The 18,983-nt window shown below is 50.4% G+C and carries 20 protein-coding genes; 10 read left to right on the forward strand and 10 right to left on the reverse strand.

Annotation, left to right across the window (positions count from 1 at the left end; genetic code table 11):
- Positions 1-503: 503 nt before the first annotated feature.
- From tdcA to HV261_RS05560, 9 genes are all read left to right on the forward strand, one after another.
- Complete coding sequence (gene tdcA, locus HV261_RS05520; protein ID WP_003828596.1) at positions 504-1,442, forward strand: transcriptional regulator TdcA; 939 nt, start codon at positions 504-506, stop codon at positions 1,440-1,442.
- A 98-nt stretch (positions 1,443-1,540) separates the two neighbouring features.
- The gene (tdcB, locus tag HV261_RS05525) at positions 1,541-2,530 is read left to right on the forward strand and encodes a bifunctional threonine ammonia-lyase/L-serine ammonia-lyase TdcB (protein ID WP_202037671.1); all 990 of its coding nucleotides are present in this window, start codon (positions 1,541-1,543) and stop codon (positions 2,528-2,530) included.
- 22 nt (positions 2,531-2,552) lie between these two features.
- On the forward strand, positions 2,553-3,884 hold the full coding sequence (gene tdcC / locus HV261_RS05530; protein WP_202037672.1) for a threonine/serine transporter TdcC: 1,332 nt from the start codon (positions 2,553-2,555) through the stop codon (positions 3,882-3,884).
- Positions 3,885-3,915: 31 nt separating this feature from the next.
- Positions 3,916-5,124 carry a propionate kinase gene (tdcD, locus tag HV261_RS05535; protein ID WP_202037673.1) on the forward strand — a complete coding sequence of 403 codons (1,209 nt, stop codon included), beginning with the start codon at positions 3,916-3,918 and terminating at the stop codon, positions 5,122-5,124.
- 28 nt (positions 5,125-5,152) lie between these two features.
- Entirely contained in the window at positions 5,153-7,447 is a 2,295-nt protein-coding gene (pflB, locus tag HV261_RS05540) for a formate C-acetyltransferase (RefSeq protein WP_202037674.1), read from the forward strand.
- A 13-nt stretch (positions 7,448-7,460) separates the two neighbouring features.
- On the forward strand, positions 7,461-7,856 hold the full coding sequence (locus HV261_RS05545; protein ID WP_202037675.1) for an enamine/imine deaminase: 396 nt from the start codon (positions 7,461-7,463) through the stop codon (positions 7,854-7,856).
- Positions 7,857-7,945: 89 nt separating this feature from the next.
- On the forward strand, positions 7,946-9,310 hold the full coding sequence (tdcG, locus tag HV261_RS05550; protein WP_202037676.1) for an L-serine ammonia-lyase: 1,365 nt from the start codon (positions 7,946-7,948) through the stop codon (positions 9,308-9,310).
- A gap of 356 nt (positions 9,311-9,666) precedes the next feature.
- On the forward strand, positions 9,667-10,998 hold the full coding sequence (locus HV261_RS05555; RefSeq protein ID WP_040230536.1) for an SLC5/6 family protein: 1,332 nt from the start codon (positions 9,667-9,669) through the stop codon (positions 10,996-10,998).
- A gap of 24 nt (positions 10,999-11,022) precedes the next feature.
- Entirely contained in the window at positions 11,023-12,333 is a 1,311-nt protein-coding gene (locus HV261_RS05560; protein WP_202037677.1) for an L-cysteine desulfidase family protein, read from the forward strand.
- 121 nt (positions 12,334-12,454) lie between these two features.
- Here the strand turns inward: HV261_RS05560 and HV261_RS05565 are convergent, their stop codons facing one another.
- Together HV261_RS05565 and HV261_RS05570 are read right to left on the reverse strand one after the other, a co-directional pair.
- The gene (locus HV261_RS05565; protein ID WP_137382493.1) at positions 12,455-12,604 is read right to left on the reverse strand and encodes a protein YhaL; all 150 of its coding nucleotides are present in this window, start codon (positions 12,602-12,604) and stop codon (positions 12,455-12,457) included.
- 26 nt (positions 12,605-12,630) lie between these two features.
- Positions 12,631-13,332 (reverse strand): pirin family protein, encoded by a 702-nt coding sequence (locus HV261_RS05570; RefSeq protein ID WP_101742427.1) that lies wholly within the window; start codon positions 13,330-13,332, stop codon positions 12,631-12,633.
- A 104-nt stretch (positions 13,333-13,436) separates the two neighbouring features.
- On the opposite strand from HV261_RS05570, the gene yhaJ reads away from it, so the two are divergent.
- The gene (yhaJ, locus tag HV261_RS05575; RefSeq protein WP_137382495.1) at positions 13,437-14,333 is read left to right on the forward strand and encodes a DNA-binding transcriptional regulator YhaJ; all 897 of its coding nucleotides are present in this window, start codon (positions 13,437-13,439) and stop codon (positions 14,331-14,333) included.
- Between the two features lie 64 nt (positions 14,334-14,397).
- On the opposite strand, the gene HV261_RS05580 is transcribed toward yhaJ, so the two are convergent.
- The 8 genes from HV261_RS05580 to mzrA form a co-directional block, all read right to left on the reverse strand.
- Positions 14,398-14,763 carry a DUF805 domain-containing protein gene (locus HV261_RS05580; RefSeq protein WP_202037678.1) on the reverse strand — a complete coding sequence of 122 codons (366 nt, stop codon included), beginning with the start codon at positions 14,761-14,763 and terminating at the stop codon, positions 14,398-14,400.
- 458 nt (positions 14,764-15,221) lie between these two features.
- A complete protein-coding gene (yqjG, locus tag HV261_RS05585) occupies positions 15,222-16,208 on the reverse strand; it encodes a glutathionyl-hydroquinone reductase YqjG (protein WP_202037679.1) in 987 nt (328 codons plus the stop codon).
- A gap of 260 nt (positions 16,209-16,468) precedes the next feature.
- Complete coding sequence (locus HV261_RS05590) at positions 16,469-16,861, reverse strand: DoxX family protein (protein ID WP_005131473.1); 393 nt, start codon at positions 16,859-16,861, stop codon at positions 16,469-16,471.
- A 183-nt stretch (positions 16,862-17,044) separates the two neighbouring features.
- Positions 17,045-17,344 carry a YqjK-like family protein gene (locus HV261_RS05595; protein WP_202037680.1) on the reverse strand — a complete coding sequence of 100 codons (300 nt, stop codon included), beginning with the start codon at positions 17,342-17,344 and terminating at the stop codon, positions 17,045-17,047.
- Positions 17,344-17,739 carry a phage holin family protein gene (locus tag HV261_RS05600; protein ID WP_202037681.1) on the reverse strand — a complete coding sequence of 132 codons (396 nt, stop codon included), beginning with the start codon at positions 17,737-17,739 and terminating at the stop codon, positions 17,344-17,346. The genes HV261_RS05595 and HV261_RS05600 overlap by 1 nt, the downstream gene beginning before the upstream one ends.
- 2 nt (positions 17,740-17,741) lie before the next feature.
- Entirely contained in the window at positions 17,742-18,047 is a 306-nt protein-coding gene (locus tag HV261_RS05605; protein WP_003024832.1) for an ElaB/YgaM/YqjD family protein, read from the reverse strand.
- Positions 18,048-18,080: 33 nt separating this feature from the next.
- Positions 18,081-18,449 carry a DUF1090 domain-containing protein gene (locus tag HV261_RS05610; protein ID WP_202037682.1) on the reverse strand — a complete coding sequence of 123 codons (369 nt, stop codon included), beginning with the start codon at positions 18,447-18,449 and terminating at the stop codon, positions 18,081-18,083.
- A gap of 148 nt (positions 18,450-18,597) precedes the next feature.
- Entirely contained in the window at positions 18,598-18,981 is a 384-nt protein-coding gene (gene mzrA, locus HV261_RS05615; RefSeq protein ID WP_137382502.1) for an EnvZ/OmpR regulon moderator MzrA, read from the reverse strand.
- Positions 18,982-18,983 lie beyond the last annotated feature (2 nt).

The raw sequence follows: 18,983 nt of genomic DNA on the forward strand, positions 1-18,983 counted from the left end.
ACTTGCTGATAAATCGTACAAAATCAGTGTTAATGTAATGTTGCATATGATAATTTTATGTATTGTTTAATTTAAATATTAATAAATGCAATGTTTCTTTACAAACAAATAAGGCGAAAAAATGTGATGCATGGCGTTATTTATTCATGGTTACAATTAAAATATAATTAAATTTGATAAGTTGCTTATTAAATTTAAGCATCATTTTGCCGGATAATTGCTCTGTAATTGATTGAAATATAGCCTTTCACGATTTTTGGAAATAGCGAAAAAAACAGGTGTGTTATTGCCATAAAATTCCGTTATCCCCCCATCTTTTTTTGATTAAAGTCAGGTTAAAGTGAGATCATGTTTTTGTAATTCATTGATTACAAAGTGTTTTATTGTTTCATAATAATCTTACAAAATGTAAGTGAAGGGGATTTGTGAGTGGTCGCACATATCCTCGATTGCTTAATTTGGTACACTTCCTGCCGTCAACAAAGTAATTAACGCAGGTCGATATGAATACTATTACTCTCCCTAAAACACAGCATTTAGTGGTCTTTCAGGAAGTCATTAGAAGTGGTTCTATCGGCTCGGCTGCAAAAGAATTAGGTTTAACTCAACCCGCTGTCAGCAAAATCATTAACGATGTTGAGGCTTATTTTGGCATTGAGTTAGTCGTACGTAAAAATACCGGTGTGACGCTGACCCAGGCAGGTCAGGTGATGCTTTCATGGTCTGAATCCATTACCCGCGAAATGAAAAACATGGTTGATGAGATGAACAGCATGACCAGCAACGCGGTCGTTGATGTGTCGTTTGGCTTTCCTTCACTGATTGCCTTTACCATCATGTCCGGCATGATTAAAAAATTCAAAGAAGTGTTCCCGAAAGCGCAGGTTTCTATGTATGAAGCTCAGCTCTCCTCCTTCTTACCGGCGATTCGTGACGGGCGTCTGGACTTCGCCATCGGTACGCTAAGTGATGAGATGAAACTGCACGATCTGCACGTCGAGCCGCTCTTTGAGTCAGACTTCATCCTGGTTGCCAGCAAGTCCCGAACATGCACCGGCATCACCTCGCTGAGCGCGTTGAAAAACGAACAGTGGGTGTTGCCACAAACGAATATGGGGTACTACAGCGAACTTCTCACCACGTTACAAAATAATGGCATCAGCAGTGAAAACATCGTTAAAACAGACTCTGTCGTTACGATTTATAATCTTGTTCTCAATGCTGATTTCTTAACAGTAATTCCCTGCGATATGACCACACCGTTTGGCTCAAACCAGTTTATTACTATCCCGGTAGAAGAAACCTTACCCGTCGCGCGTTATGCCGCCGTATGGTCGAAAAATTATCGAATTAAAAAAGCAGCATCTATTTTGGTGGAATTAGCCAAAGAGTATTCATCATATAATTGTCGGAGACGAAGGCAATTAATTGAAATTGATTAAAGATTGAATTTGTTTTAACACAAAATAAACGCCATCTGTCTATATCTGACAATGGTCACGGCTATCTATTTACTTTAATACCCTAGTAAGAGGTTCTAATGCACATTACATACGATCTCCCAGTTGCAATTGAAGATATCCTCGAAGCGAAAAAAAGACTGGCGGGGAAAATTTATAAAACGGGAATGCCTCGCTCTAACTATTTTAGTGAACGTTGCAAAGGGGAGATTTTCCTCAAATTCGAGAACATGCAGCGTACGGGCTCATTTAAAATCCGTGGTGCTTTTAATAAGCTCAGTTCATTAACCGAAGCCGAAAGACGCAAAGGTGTGGTGGCGTGTTCTGCGGGTAACCATGCACAGGGCGTTTCTCTCTCCTGCGCTATGCTCGGTATCGACGGCAAAGTGGTGATGCCAAAAGGCGCGCCGAAATCTAAAGTGGCGGCAACTTGCGATTACTCCGCAGAAGTTGTGCTGCACGGCGACAACTTCAACGACACCATCGCGAAGGTCAGCGAGATTGTGGAAACTGAAGGCCGTATCTTTATTCCGCCATATGATGACCCGAAAGTTATTGCTGGTCAGGGCACTATTGGTCTGGAAATTCTGGAAGATCTGTACGATGTCGATAACGTGATTGTGCCAATTGGCGGTGGCGGACTGATTGCGGGTGTTGCCGTAGCAATTAAATCTATCAACCCAACAATTAGAATTATTGGTGTGCAGTCTGAAAACGTTCACGGCATGGCGGCATCTTTCCACGCTGGAGAAATAACCACGCACCGAACGACCGGCACCCTGGCGGATGGCTGTGACGTCTCTCGCCCGGGTACTTTAACGTATGAAATCGTTCGTGAGTTGGTAGATGACATTGTCCTGGTCAGCGAAGATGAAATTCGCAACAGCATGGTGGCATTAATTCAGCGAAATAAAGTTGTGACTGAAGGTGCCGGCGCGCTGGCATGCGCAGCATTATTAAGCGGGAAATTAGATAGCTATATCCAGAACAGAAAAACAGTCAGCATTATTTCTGGCGGTAATATCGATCTTTCTCGTGTATCCCAAATTACTGGTTTAGTTGACGCTTAATATACTTCGTTGAGGATAGGATATGAGTACTACTGATAGCATTGTATCCAGCCAGACAAAACAATCGTCCTGGCGCAAATCAGACACCACCTGGACACTGGGTTTATTTGGTACAGCCATCGGCGCCGGGGTGTTGTTCTTCCCTATCCGCGCAGGTTTTGGCGGCTTGATCCCCATTCTGTTGATGCTGGTGTTAGCATACCCCATCGCTTTCTACTGCCACCGTGCGCTGGCACGCCTGTGTCTTTCCGGTTCTAATCCTTCCGGCAACATCACAGAAACGGTTGAAGAGCACTTTGGTAAAACGGGCGGCGTGGTTATCACGTTCCTCTACTTCTTTGCGATTTGTCCGCTGCTGTGGATTTACGGCGTCACCATTACCAACACCTTTATGACCTTCTGGGAAAACCAGTTACAGATGCCTGCGCTGAACCGTGGCTTTGTCGCCCTGTTCCTGCTGCTGCTGATGGCATTCGTCATCTGGTTTGGTAAGGATCTGATGGTTAAAGTGATGAGCTACCTGGTATGGCCGTTTATTACCAGCCTGGTGCTTATCTCTCTGTCATTGATTCCTTACTGGAACTCTGCGGTTATCCAGCAGGTTGATCTCAGCAATATCGCGCTGACGGGTCATGACGGTATTCTGGTCACTGTGTGGCTGGGTATTTCCATCATGGTGTTCTCTTTCAACTTCTCGCCGATTGTTTCTTCCTTCGTGGTCTCTAAACGTGAAGAGTATGAGAAAGATTTTGGTCGTGAATTTACCGAGCAGAAATGTTCTAAAATCATCTCCCGCGCCAGTATGCTGATGGTTGCGGTGGTAATGTTCTTCGCCTTTAGCTGCCTGTTCACACTCTCTCCGGCCAACATGGCTGAAGCGAAAGCGCAGAACATTCCAGTACTGTCTTACCTGGCGAACCACTTCGCGTCACTGTCCGGTACGAAGTCCACCTTCGCCACCGTTCTGGAATACGGTGCTTCTATCATTGCGCTGGTTGCTATCTTCAAATCTTTCTTCGGTCACTATCTGGGCACGCTGGAAGGTCTGAACGGTCTGGTGCTGAAGTTTGGTTACAAAGGCGATAAAACCAAAGTTTCCGCCGGCAAACTCAACACTATCAGCATGATCTTCATCATGGGTTCCACCTGGGTTGTAGCTTACGCCAACCCGAACATCCTGGACCTGATTGAAGCGATGGGTGCGCCAATTATCGCCTCACTGCTCTGCCTGCTGCCGATGTATGCCATCCGTAAAGCGCCGTCACTGGCGAAATACCGTGGCCGTCTGGATAACGTGTTTGTTACCGTGATTGGTTTGCTGACCATCCTGAACATCGTTTACAAACTGTTTTAATCCATAAGCTCAGGATGAGCGGAGTAGTGAAATGAATGAGTTTCCGGTAGTACTGGTTATTAACTGCGGTTCATCTTCCATTAAATTCTCAGTGCTGGATGCAGCAAACTGTGAAGTTTTAATGGCGGGAATTGCAGACGGTATTAACTCTGAAAATGCGTTCATAGCCATTAATGGAGGTGAGCCAGCTAAGCTGGCTCACCACAGCTACGAAGATGCATTAAAGGCTATTGCCGTTGAACTGGAGAACCGTAATTTAATGGACAGCGTGGCCCTAATTGGCCACCGTATTGCCCACGGCGGAAATATCTTTACCGAATCAGCAATTATTACTGACGAAGTTATCGAGAATATTCGCCGGGTCTCTCCTTTAGCACCGTTACATAATTATGCGAACCTGAGTGGGATCGAGTCCGCTCAGCACCTTTTCCCAGGCGTGCAGCAGGTCGCGGTATTTGATACCAGCTTCCACCAGACAATGGCGCCTGAAGCGTATATGTACGGTTTACCGTGGAAATATTTTGAGGAGCTGGGTGTTCGTCGTTATGGCTTCCACGGCACGTCGCACCGTTATGTTTCTCAACGTGCGCATGAGCTGCTTGAGCTACCGCATGACGATTCTGGCCTGGTTGTGGCTCACCTCGGGAACGGCGCGTCTATCTGTGCGGTACGTAATGGACAGAGCGTTGATACCTCAATGGGTATGACGCCGCTGGAAGGGCTGATGATGGGCACACGCAGTGGCGACGTCGATTTTGGCGCGATGGCGTGGATTGCCAGCGAAACCAACCAGACGCTGAGCGACCTTGAGCGCGTAGTGAATAAGGAATCTGGCCTGTTGGGTATTTCCGGTTTGTCGTCCGACTTACGTACGCTGGAAAAAGCCTGGCACGAAGGACACGAACGCGCACAACTGGCGATTAAAACGTTTGTGCATCGTATTGCACGCCATATCGCCGGACATGCCGCATCACTGCATCGTCTTGATGGGATTATTTTCACCGGTGGAATAGGTGAGAACTCGGTATTAATTCGTCGTCTGGTGATTGAGCATCTTGCCGTTTTAGGTGTGAATATCGACAGCGAGATGAATAGTCTGCCAAATTCTCACGGCGAAAGAATTATCTCTAATAAAGATTCTCGTGTTATTTGTGCGGTAATTCCCACAAATGAAGAGAAAATGATTGCGCGTGATGCCATTGCGTTAGGCAAAATTAATACACCAGTAGAATTTGCATAATTAAATTTCAGCAGAGAGATTATTTTTCATGAAGGTAAATATCGATACCAGCGATATGCTGTATGCCGAAGCCTGGAATGGCTTTAAAGGTACGGACTGGAAAGAAGAAATTAATGTCCGTGATTTTATTCAGCACAACTACACGCCTTATGAAGGGGATGAATCTTTCCTCGCCGAAGCAACTCCAGCAACCACTGCGCTGTGGGAAAAGGTTATGGCGGGTATTCGTATTGAAAACTCAACGCATGCGCCGGTTGATTTCGATACCAATATTGCAACGACAATTACCGCACACGATGCGGGTTATATTGAACAGGAACTGGAAAAGATTGTCGGTCTGCAAACGGATAAGCCGCTCAAGCGCGCTCTGCATCCGTTTGGCGGCATCAATATGATCAAAAGCTCTTTTGATGCTTATGGTCGTGAGATGGACGCTGATTTTGAATATCAGTTTACAGAACTGCGTAAAACCCATAACCAGGGTGTGTTCGATGCCTACTCTCCGGATATGCTGCGCTGTCGTAAATCCGGCGTACTGACGGGCCTGCCGGATGGTTATGGTCGTGGCCGCATTATCGGCGACTACCGCCGCGTGGCGCTGTACGGTATTCGCTACCTGGTGCGTGAACGTGAACTGCAATTTGCCGATCTCCAGTCGAATCTGGAGTGGGGCCAGAATCTTGAAGCCACGATTCGCCTGCGTGAAGAACTGTCTGAACACCGTCGCGCCCTGCTGCAAATGCAGGAAATGGCGGCGAAGTATGGTTGCGATATCTCCCGCCCGGCGCGTAATGCGCAGGAAGCGGTACAGTGGGTGTACTTTGCTTACCTGGCTGCGGTGAAATCCCAGAACGGCGGCGCGATGTCGCTGGGCCGTACCGCATCGTTCCTCGATATCTACATTGAGCGTGACTTTAAAGCAGGTACCTTAACCGAGCAGCAGGCGCAGGAACTGATCGACCACTTCATCATGAAGATCCGTATGGTGCGCTTCCTGCGTACGCCGGAATTCGACACCCTGTTCTCCGGTGACCCTATTTGGGCGACCGAAGTTATCGGTGGGATGGGGCTGGATGGCCGCACGCTGGTGACGAAAAACTCGTTCCGCTACCTGCATACGCTGCACACCATGGGACCGGCACCTGAGCCGAACCTGACGGTGCTGTGGTCTGAGCAGCTACCGATTGCTTTCAAAAAATATGCCGCCCAGGTATCTATCGTCACATCGTCTTTGCAGTATGAAAACGACGACCTGATGCGTGCAGACTTTGACAGCGATGACTATGCCATTGCCTGCTGCGTTAGCCCGATGGTTATCGGCAAACAAATGCAGTTCTTCGGTGCACGTGCCAACCTCGCCAAAACGTTGCTGTACGCAATCAACGGCGGTGTGGATGAGAAACTGAAAATCCAGGTCGGACCGAAAACCGCACCGTTGATGGATGATGTGCTGGATTACGACACGGTGATGGAGAGCCTGGACCACTTTATGGACTGGCTGGCCGTGCAGTACATCAGCGCTCTGAATATCATCCACTACATGCACGACAAGTACAGCTACGAAGCGTCGCTGATGGCGCTGCACGATCGTGACGTCTATCGCACGATGGCGTGTGGTATGGCGGGCCTCTCCGTAGCGGCGGATTCTCTGTCAGCGATTAAGTACGCGCGAGTGAAACCAATTCGTGATGAAAATGGTCTGGCTGTCGATTTCGAAATCGAAGGCGACTATCCGCAATACGGTAACAACGACGAGCGCGTAGACAGCATTGCCTGCGACCTGGTTGAACGCTTTATGAAGAAAATTAAAGTGTTGCCAACCTATCGTAACGCGGTGCCGACGCAGTCCATTCTGACCATCACCTCCAACGTGGTGTATGGACAGAAAACCGGTAATACGCCGGATGGACGTCGCGCGGGCACGCCATTCGCGCCAGGGGCGAACCCGATGCACGGCCGCGATCGTAAAGGGGCTGTCGCGTCATTAACGTCTGTTGCCAAACTGCCATTTACCTATGCCAAAGATGGTATCTCGTACACCTTCTCCATTGTGCCGGCTGCGCTGGGCAAAGAGGACAGCGTACGTAAAACCAACCTGGTCGGTCTGCTGGACGGATATTTCCATCACGAAGCGCATGTGGAAGGCGGGCAGCATCTGAACGTTAACGTCATGAACCGTGAAATGTTGATGGATGCTATTGAACACCCGGAAAACTATCCGAACCTGACGATCCGCGTGTCTGGCTATGCGGTGCGCTTTAACGCGCTGACCCGCGAACAGCAGCAGGATGTTATTTCACGTACTTTCACCCAGGCGCTCTGACGCCGGAGGGGCTATGAGAAAAGTTATTGCAACCGAATGCGCGCCAGGGGCGATTGGGCCTTACGTACAAGGTGTGGATCTGGGCAGCATGGTGTTGACGTCAGGTCAAATCCCGGTGTGTCCGCAGACCGGTGAAGTGGCTGACAACGTGGTCGATCAGGCACGTCAGAGTCTGGAAAACGTGAAAGCGATTGTCGAGTCCGCCGGTTTGAAAGTAAGCGATATCGTAAAGACGACCGTTTTCGTTTCTGACCTGAACGACTTCGCCACGATTAACCAGGTGTACCAGCAGTTCTTTGATGAGCACAAGGCAATCTACCCCACGCGCAGCTGCGTGCAGGTCGCCCGCTTACCGAAGGATGTAAAGCTGGAGATTGAAGCCATCGCCGTACGTGGCGACACGGTGTAATCCCCTGCGGGGCGATCGTGCGGATCGCCCCGATCCTTTAATGAGTGTGAAACCTGGTCTTCACTGAACGGCAATCCGAGGGTGTGGATATGATTAGCGCATTCGATATTTTTAAGATTGGCATTGGACCTTCCAGCTCCCATACCGTGGGGCCAATGAACGCAGGTAAAAGCTTTATCGATCTGTTGGTCAGCAGCGGGGAACTCTCCAAGGCTACGCATATTGTGGTCGATCTTTATGGATCACTTTCCCTGACCGGAAAAGGTCATGCGACAGATGTCGCCATCATGATGGGGTTGGCCGGTAACAGTCCGCAAAACGTTAATATAGATTCAATCGCTGGTTTTACTCAGGAAGTGGCCCGTACCGGACGTTTACCGGTTGCTGAGGGTACACATGTTGTCGATTTCTCTCCAGATGAAAATATTCTCTTCCATAGCGAAACGCTGCCGCGCCATGAAAATGGCATGCGTATCACCGCGTGGAACGGCACCGAAACGCTATTAAGCAAAACCTATTACTCTGTCGGCGGTGGTTTTATCGTTGAAGAGGAGCAGTTTGGTCAGGCACATGACGTTGAAGCACACGTGCCCTACAACTTTCATTCCGCTGGCGAACTGCTGAAACTGTGCGAGCGAAACGGACTTTCCGTTTCCGGTCTGATGATGCAAAACGAGCTGGCGATGCGCAGCAAAGAAGAGATTGATGCTGGCTTCGCCGCGATCTGGGATGTCATGCACGCTGGTATTGAACGCGGCATGAACACCGAAGGCGTTCTGCCTGGTCCACTCAATGTTCCGCGTCGCGCCGTGGCACTGCGTCGGCTGCTGGTCTCCAGTGATAACTTGTCCAGCGATCCGATGAACGTCATTGACTGGATCAACATGTTCGCGCTGGCCGTGAGCGAAGAAAACGCCGCCGGGTGTCGGGTTGTGACCGCACCGACCAATGGCGCATGCGGGATTATCCCTGCCGTGCTGGCTTATTACGACAAGTTCCGCCGTCCGGTGAATGCCAACTCCATCGCCCGTTATTTGCTGGCTGCCGGGGCGATAGGCGCGCTGTATAAGATGAACGCCTCGATTTCTGGTGCCGAAGTCGGCTGCCAGGGTGAAATTGGCGTAGCCTGTTCCATGGCGGCAGCCGGGCTGACAGAACTGCTTGGCGGTAGCCCGTCACAGGTTTGTATTGCGGCGGAAATTGCGATGGAGCATAACCTGGGGCTGACCTGCGATCCGGTCGCCGGACAGGTGCAGATTCCGTGTATTGAACGTAATGCGATCAATGCAGTGAAAGCCGTCAACGCCGCGCGAATGGCGTTACGCCGGACGTCCGAGCCACGCGTGTCACTCGATAAAGTGATCGAGACCATGTACGAGACGGGCAAAGACATGAACGACAAATACCGTGAAACCTCACGTGGAGGCCTGGCAATTAAAGTGGTTTGTACCTGAGGTTAATGGCCGTGATTACGATTTGCACGCTTTTGTAGGCCGGATAAGGCGCAAGCGCCGCCATCCGGCAATGAATCAATTAACATAGCAGAATAAAAAAGGTGCACTTTAGTGCACATTTTTTGTTGTGATCGGCTTCAAAATTAGAAATTACATTCTTTATGTGAGTTTAAAAGAGAAAATATTTCTTAACTATCAGCAATTACAGGGGATTGTTTGTGAAGTTTTTCTCTAACCCTGCGCGTATGATTTCTTCATTACTCCAATAGCTTGCCTGCATCTCACGTACTGCGTATCGCCTTGAAGCAGTGCGATAAAATAAAAAAAACCTCTACCTACACATTAAGCGGGAAATTATGGAAACGGCAACGAATAGTAGCGTAATACTCGACGCATCAGCGCCTGCGCGTCGGGCGGGAATGACCGAAAGTGAATGGCGGGAAGCCATTAAGTTCGACAGCACGGACACGGGCTGGGTCATTATGAGTATTGGTATGGCAATTGGTGCGGGGATTGTTTTCCTTCCCGTCCAGGTAGGGCTGATGGGGCTGTGGGTTTTCTTGCTCTCCTCGATTATCGGCTATCCTGCGATGTATTTATTCCAGCGCCTGTTTATCAACACGCTGGCGGAATCCCCGGAATGCAAAGACTACCCGAGCGTAATCAGCGGCTATTTGGGTAAAAACTGGGGCATCCTGTTAGGCGCATTATATTTTGTGATGCTGGTTATCTGGATGTTCGTGTACTCCACGGCTATCACTAACGATAGCGCCTCTTATCTGCACACGTTTGGCGTCACTGAAGGGTTGCTGTCTGACAGCCCGTTCTATGGCCTGGTGCTGATTTGCATCCTCGTTGCCATCTCGTCACGCGGAGAAAAACTGCTGTTTAAAATCTCTACCGGTATGGTACTGACCAAGCTGCTGGTGGTCGCGGCGCTCGGTGTATCGATGGTCGGGATGTGGCATTTATATAACGCAGGTTCGCTGCCGCCGATGGCGCTGCTGATCAAAAATGCAATTATCACGCTGCCGTTTACCCTGACTTCAATTCTGTTTATTCAGACGCTAAGCCCGATGGTTATTTCGTACCGCTCTCGTGAGAAATCGATTGAAGTGGCACGCCATAAAGCTCTGCGTGCCATGAACATCGCGTTCGGTATTCTGTTTGTCACCGTCTTTTTCTACGCCGTGTCCTTCACGCTGGCGATGGGCCACGACGAAGCGGTTAAAGCCTATGAGCAGAATATTTCCGCTCTGGCGATTGCCGCGCAGTTTATCAGTGGTGATGGTGCAGGGTGGGTGAAAATCGTCAGCGTTATCCTGAACATTTTCGCCGTGATGACCGCCTTCTTCGGTGTTTACTTAGGCTTTCGTGAGGCCACTCAGGGGATCGTGATGAATGTGCTGCGCCGCAAAATGCCAGCCGAGAAGATCAACGAAACTCTGGTTCAACGCGGCATTATGGTCTTCGCTATCTTACTGGCCTGGAGTGCAATTGTGCTCAATGCGCCGGTACTGAGCTTCACCTCTATTTGTAGCCCAATCTTCGGCATGGTGGGCTGCTTGATCCCGGCCTGGCTGGTCTACAAAGTTCCTGCATTGCACAAATACAAAGGCGCCTCTCTGTACCTGATTATCGTTACCGGCCTGTTGTTGTGCGTTTCTCCGTTCCTGGCATTTTCCTGAGTTATCTGAGCAAGGGTTGTTGTTATGTTTGAGACTACATTGAATCCATTATGGGATAGTTTTATTCGCGCGGTGCAGGAAGAAGTGAAACCTGCGCTGGGTTGTACTGAACCTATCTCTCTGGCTCTGGCGGCGGCCGCCGCTTCTGCTGAGCTGGACGGCGCGGTGGAACGCATTGATGCGTGGGTCTCACCAAACCTGATGAAAAACGGCATGGGCGTTACCGTACCGGGTACCGGAATGGTCGGGTTACCTGTCGCGGCGGCGCTGGGTGCGCTGGGGGGAAATGCCCAAGCCGGTTTGGAGGTACTGAAAGACGCGTCGCCACAAGCGATTGCCGATGCCAAAGCGATGCTGACCGCCGGGAAGGTGGCGGTGATGCTGCAGGAGCCTTGCGAGGATATCCTCTTTTCCCGCGCTAAGGTATACAGCTCGGAAGGTTGGGCGTGCGTGACGATTGTCGGCGGTCATACCAACATTGTGCATATCGAGACCAACAAAGGCGTGGTGTTTACTCAGCCTGAGCAGGTTCAGGCTGATGAGCAGGAATCCCCGCTGGCAGTGCTATCCCACACGTCGCTGGAAGAGATTGTGGCATTTGTGAATGCTGTGCCGTTTGACGCTATTCGCTTTATTCTTGATGCGGCAAAACTGAACGGCGCGTTGTCTCAGGAAGGATTAAGCGGTAGCTGGGGCTTGCATATCGGCACCACGCTTGAGAAACAGTGCGCACGTGGTCTGCTGGCTAACGATCTCTCAACCGCCATTCTTATTCGTACCAGCGCGGCATCGGATGCGCGAATGGGCGGGGCGACGTTGCCCGCAATGAGTAATTCCGGTTCCGGCAATCAGGGTATTACTGCCACTGTTCCGGTGATGGTGGTGGCTGAACACTTTGGGGCCGATGAAGAGAAACTGGCTCGTGCGCTGATGTTATCTCACCTGAGTGCTATCTACATCCATCATCAGCTTCCGCGTTTGTCTGCGCTGTGTGCGGCAACGACCGCAGCAATGGGCGCCGCGGCAGGTATGGCATGGGTGGTGGATGGTCGTTACGGCACTATCGCTATGGCTATTAGCAGCATGATTGGCGATGTGAGTGGGATGATTTGCGATGGCGCCTCGAACAGCTGTGCAATGAAAGTCTCTACCAGTGCGTCAGCAGCCTGGAAAGCGGTACTTATGGCGCTGGATGATACCGCAGTGACGGGGAATGAAGGCATTGTGGCGCATAACGTGGAACAATCTATCGCTAACTTGTGTGCGCTGGCGTGTCGTTCAATGCAGGAAACCGACAAGCAGATCATTGAGATTATGGCCAGCAAGGCACATTAATCTGGCGACTGACTGCCTGATGGCGCGCAGATTTCCGGCCTGCGGGGGCGCATCGTTACAAAACCGTAGGCCGGATAAGACGCATTAGCGTCGCCATCCGGCATAACGCTAAGCCGCCTTTTCAGGCGGCTTCTTCTTCTTCCAGACGCAGCTCGGCATCTGCAACGATTGCTTCCAGTTCCGTTAGCATCTCCTCGTAGCCAAAGACGACGCTTTCCTGTTTTTTGGCCTCAACTCGCGGCTGGCGTTTTTTTGATGACTTCTTGCTCAATAGTCGTACTCCCTTGATTCCAATGACTATACGGGCAAATCTATCAGCAAAGCGCGCAATGGGGTATCGGCAACTAACGTTATGTTAGTTTCATCACGAATAAATGCGCCATCACCGCAGGTAAGCGCTTCTTTTTCGGCACCTGAAGTGACCGCGTGGAACGTGCCATGGATCGACTGCAAATATGCGCGAGGTCCATGCAATTGAAAACTCAGTGATTCACCTTTTTGCAGCTCAACATGATGTACCCACACCTGCTGGCGAAGATGCAGACTGCCCTGTTCACCGTCAGGTGAAGCAAGCAGTTGATGCTTGCCGGCATTCAGCGTCGCTTTTTGCACGCAGGTGTTTTCTCGCTGCGGGCAGGCGTCCAGCCATAGCTGCATTCTGGTCAGGGGCTTGTCTTTGCTGATATTGTGCTCGCTGTAGCTGATCCCAGGTTGCGTAGCGAGCAGTAACACCTCTCCGGCTTTGGCCTGAATATGGTTACCTTCGCTGTCGCGATACTCTGCTTCCCCTTCGAGGATCAGATTGACGATATCAACCTTTGGATAGGTACGTGGCTGGAAAGAGGCCCCCGGTGCCAGAACTTCCTGGTTCAGAACACGCAGCGAGGCATAACCCAGCAATTTAGGATCAAAATAGTGTCCAAAGGAGAAGGTATAACGGGCCTGCAGCCAGCCGTAGTCTGCTTGCCCGCATTGTTTGGCTGTACGGGTAGTAATCATAGTTCTTGACCTCTCTTTACTTCCTTTTATGTTAAATGGCTAGACGCTGCATTGTTAGCCAGATATTCTGCCCGGTATGTTCAAATTTCCTGAATGAGAACGAGATGGCCAAAGAACGGGCTTTAACGCTTGAAGCGTTACGCGTCATGGACGCAATAGACAGGCGCGGCAGCTTTGCCGCGGCGGCGGATGAACTGGGACGCGTACCTTCCGCCCTCAGCTACACCATGCAGAAACTGGAAGAAGAGCTGGATGTTGTGCTGTTTGACCGCTCAGGTCACCGCACAAAATTTACCAACGTCGGGCGTATGCTGCTTGAACGCGGCCGCGTGTTGCTGGAGGCTGCCGATAAGCTGACGACCGATGCTGAAGCGCTGGCCCGTGGTTGGGAAACGCATCTGACGATTGTCACCGAAGCATTGGTGCCAACGGCGGCATTCTTCCCGCTTATTGACCGCCTCGCTGGAAAGGCAAACACGCAGCTTTCCGTTATCACTGAAGTGCTGGCCGGGGCGTGGGAGCGTCTGGAGCAGGGCAGAGCGGATATCGTGATCGCGCCGGATATGCATTTCCGCTCGTCATCAGAAATTAACTCGCGCAAGCTGTACTCGCTGATGAACGTTTATGTGGCGGCACCGAATCACCCGATCCACCAGGAGCCGGAACCGTTGTCAGAAGTCACTCGTGTGAAATACCGGGGCATAGCGGTGGCGGATACGGCCCGTGAACGCCCGGTGCTGACCGTTCAGCTTCTCGATAAACAACCGCGTCTGACGGTCAGCACTATTGAAGATAAGCGTCAGGCGCTGTTAGCCGGGTTGGGTGTAGCGACCATGCCGTATCCGTTGGTCGAAGAGGATATTGCCGCAGGTCGGCTGCGTGTGGTTAGCCCGGAATCGACAAATGAAATAGATATCATCATGGCCTGGCGTCGGGACAGTATGGGCGAAGCGAAGTCCTGGTGTTTGCGGGAAATCCCGAAACTGTTTGCGGGTAAATAGCCTGACTGTTACGCCGGATGCGGTGCAATTGCACCTTATCCGGCCTACAAAAGGGTGTATGACGTCAGGACAGTTGTTTAGGGTCAGCGCCGAAGCGGTTGCTACCCGGCGTGCCGTTTTGACAGTTGAAAAGGATGATGACCAACCAGCCAATGATGGGGATCAGCAATACTAACAGCCACCATGCTGAACGGTCGGTGTCATGCAAACGCCGAAACTGAACAGCCCACCACGGTATAAAAACCAGAATTGCATAAATCGTTGTTAATACGCCTTCTCCCCCGGCGCGTTGCCAGCCAAACATCCTGTCTAACGCGCTCAGCACGAACGTAAAGATGATGTTGACCAAAATAAACATCCAGTACTCTTTGCGCCGTGCACGACCACCAAAACCAAAGTAGTTCTTTAATACGTTTAAATACCAATCCATTTTCGCCTCGTTCTGCGTTCAATTACTTGTTTTTAAAGCAATCAAAATAAGAATAGCTGCGAATATAATGATGGTAAATATTTATGGTGTGAATTATTTGAGCAGAAAATGTGTAATGCTGTTCAGTTAACGCCTCAGTTTCAGAAAGTGTCACCTGAGCGGGTAGAAATTATGAATATGCGCTCTCAGAGAAAGGGTTCCGTTCACTTCATGTTCATCCTTTCTCTGAAACATCGATTCCTGTGAACGTGTAAAGGGCGTTCTCCGCCACGCCCTTTACAATCCCGGCGGGAGCCTGGGATGCAAGGGAGGCGGCGGTGAGCCTCCCTTGCACGTTCACGGGTAACGGCGTTTCAGAGAAATGACACCGCTGAGGTGAACGGAACCCTGAGCAAGAATCACATGTTCACCATAAATGCTTAGCTGAACGGCATTGCCCAAAAGGGGACCCGTGTAAATCACGCGAAACGCTCGTTACGCCCGTGGGGTTCGTTGAGATCCTGCCACGGGCCGATAGAAATAATACCGGTCGGGTTGATGGTCTTGTGACTGCGGAAATAGTGATTGCGGATGTGATCGAAATTGACGGTGTCTGCAATGCCTGGCATCTGGTAGATATCACGCAGAAAACCGTACAGATTCAGATAGTCGCTGATCCGATGCTTGTCGCATTTGAAGTGGGTGACATATACCGGATCAAAACGTACCAGCGTAGTCCATAGGCGAATGTCAGCTTCTGTTAACTGGTCGCCAGTCAGGTAGCGATGCTGACCGAGAATCTGCTCCAGTCGCGCCAGTGATTCAAAGACTTTTTCTACTGCGCTGTCATACGCTTCCTGGCTGGTAGCAAAACCGGCTTTATAAACGCCATTATTGACGTTGTCATAAATCCAACTGTTCAGATCGTCAATTTTGCTTTGCAGGGCTGGTGGATAGTAATCCCCGGCTTTTGCGCCCAGCGCATCAAACGCGGTGTTAAACATGCGGATGATTTCTGCCGATTCGTTGCTGACGATGGTGTGATTTTTTTTATCCCACAGCACCGGAACCGTTACCCGGCCGCTGTAGTGCGGATCGGCGTGTAAATACAGTTGATAGAGAAACTCGTGCTGATAAAGCGTATCACCGGTTGCTGCCGGGAAGTTGTTATCAAACGTCCAGCCGTTTTCCAGCATCAGCGGATGCACTACGGAAACGGAAATGAAGGGTTCCAGACCTTTGAGTTTACGCATAATCAGCGTGCGATGTGCCCACGGGCAGGCCAGAGAAACGTACAGATGATAGCGGTCTTTTTCGGCGGCAAAGCCACCTTCGCCAGTTGGGCCTGGCGCGCCATCCGCGGTAAGCCAGTTACGGAAAGCCGATGCAGAACGTTGAAATTTTCCACCGGTTGATTTGGTATCGTACCAGGTGTCATGCCAGACGCCGTCAATCAGTTGTCCCATTATCTCTCTCCCGGATAGCAAAACGAGGAGTTAATCCCCTCGTCTTTTAATAAGTATATACCCTAAATAATTCGAGTTGCAGGAAGGCGGCAAGGGAAAGACAAATTCGTCTGGAACGAATTTGAACAGCCAAAGGTTGCCTTCGGTGAGGGACATGGATGTCCCTCATTAAACGCCCAGGAGCATAGATAACTATGTGACTGGGGTTTCTGAGTGAAGCCAACACACCTGCAACTTGAAGAATGACGGGTATAGTTTGATTACCACTTTTTATTCAGTACACGGTCGATACTGAATGCGCCCGGACCAGTGATAGCCAGCAGCAGGAAGCCGCCTGCGATGGTCAGGTTTTTCATGAACATCAGAGAGTTCATCCCTTCCGCAAAGTTGCTGTGGAAGAGGAACGCCGTCAGCAGGGTGAAGCCTGCGGTGAACAGCGCGGTAGTACGGGTCAGGAAACCAAACAGGATTGCCAGGCCGCCGCCGAACTCAAGCAGAATAACCAGCGGCAACATAAAACCAGGGACGCCCATGGCTTCCATATACTGTTGGGTACCCGCATATCCGGTGATCTTTCCCCAACCTGCAGTAATAAACAGGATTGGCATCAGAATGCGCGCTACCAGTACACCAACATCTTCTAATTTTTTCATCGTACTCTCCAGGAAACCACTCAGGCGGATTATTTTGTTTTTTGTGCATCAACGCTGCAGAGCGCGTCGTTGCTGTCGATGGAGAGAATCATAGACGTACAGAATGACAATTGTTAGCAAGGAAAACTGTCAGTAATTTTCAAAAAATTTGAGGAACCCGCAAAATAGGGGATACGGCAGGGGTTAACCGCGCAATTGTTGCTGTCTGATTGTCGATTTAATCAAACGCCATGCGCTCCAGACGCTAAAGCCGCGTTTAGCCCAGCGGACCAGCAGATTAGGATTACGAATGGTCCGTACAGCCATAATACTGCTGCCGACCAGCACCCAGGCGCGCAGGTTCAGCAGCGTTTTCCAGCCACGATCGTATACGTCAGTCGCCTCCAGCCAGTCGCGGCGGGTGGCAGACAGATCCAGCCGTTGCTGCTGGATCTGACCAAGCAGTCGTGCCTTACGTTTTTGGCGCTCGACGTTACTGCTCATTAGACATCATCCTCCAGGGCCTGCCTGTCATTAGCGAGTTCGTGGCGTGTATGGCGTAACAGTGTTGATTTACGGGCTTTACGTAATGTCCATATCCCGCCAACGAGCGCCAAAAGCAACAGCACAACGGTGGTGGCAATCATCGCGTTCAGGCGGTACTGAGGGTCAATGGCCCAGATGATAAGCACCATCAGACTCATCAGCCCAAATGCCGCAAAGAGCATAGTCAGTCCCAGCATCAGCACGATCTGGACAAGGTTAGCTTTTTCCTCTTCCAGTTCAACGACGGCCAGCCGTAGTCGGGTCTCTACGATCTCAACGAGAATCGTGAGGACCCGTTGTCCAATCCCCAGGACGCTTTTGCCTGGACCTTGTGCCTGTTGAGAGTCAGCCATTGTTAGCGGCGCGACAGCAGTACACCAAGCACCACACCGACCGCAGCGCCAATACCAACGCCTGTCCATGGGTTTTCGCGCACATAGTTATCGGCTTTGGCGGCCGCTTCACGGGTTTGCTTAGCAATCACATCGCTGGTCTCGCTCAGACGATGGCGGCTCTCGCGCAGCGCATGTTCGGCTTTGCTGCGAATTTTACTCATCTCTTCCTTCGACTTATCGCCAGAGGAGCTCAGTACTTCTTCGAGCGTATCCGCAAGGGATTTCAGCTCAGCGCGCAGATTTTCCGTAGCGTTATCTTTCGACATAGTTTTCTCCAGGTGAGTGGGTAGTTACCGTACTTAGTAATCGCGGGTCTCAAGTTCCTTCAGCTCTTTCTGAGCCTCTGCAAGCTTACGTTCGCGTTTTGCGATTTTATCCGCATCGCCTTTTTGCTTCGCTTCGGCTAAATCACGCTGACGTTCGGCTATCTCATTTTTCTGCTCTGCGATTTTTTTCTGGTGACTCGCGCGCAGTTTGCTGTCAGTACAGTTTGCCCGAACTTCACTAAGCGCTTTGTTTAACCCATTGATGCGGCTCTGATTATTGTGTTTTTCGGCATAGCTAATTTCCCGCTGAATATCTTGTTCTTTTTCCTGACAGAGGGAGTTAGCGTAGCTGCCGGCACTGAGAGCGAAAAGACTCATTGCCAAAGCGATGCGGTATTTCATTCTTGAACCTTCCATTGTGATGCGACCCGATGTTTTGTAGTCGATGCTCCAGAATAATAAAGCTGTAGGTCATAACTTCAGTTTATTAATCATAGGCACTAAACGGTGAAATCACCAAAGTGAGTGATCTAATTCAGATTCCTGGAGATTAACCAAAGCGGTGCGGCGTATCCCGTAAACGAGATAACCACTGCACTGCCTGATTGTCATCATCCTGTTGAGCAATAACGAAGCCGTGTGGCAATGTTCTGTCCAGTACAGCTTTTGCGGCTGCGCTCTGCGCGCTGGAATCAAAGGTGATCAGCAGCGCGTCATTTTGCGGAGTAATACTTTTAAAACGAATGCCGTTGGCATCCAGATGATGCCAGATAGAGAAGCCGTCTGGCATGCTGGCACCCTGGTTTATGGCGCGAATGGCAAGCGTCGATTCCTGCTGGCGAATGACCGACCAGGTCAGGATTAACGCGCCCAAAAACAGCATAAAGGAGGTGGTCCAGGCCAGTCGTCGGAGCGTTATGCGTGATTTCAGCATAA

Source organism: Citrobacter sp. RHBSTW-00671 (assembly GCF_014103415.1).
Taxonomy (GTDB): domain Bacteria; phylum Pseudomonadota; class Gammaproteobacteria; order Enterobacterales; family Enterobacteriaceae; genus Citrobacter.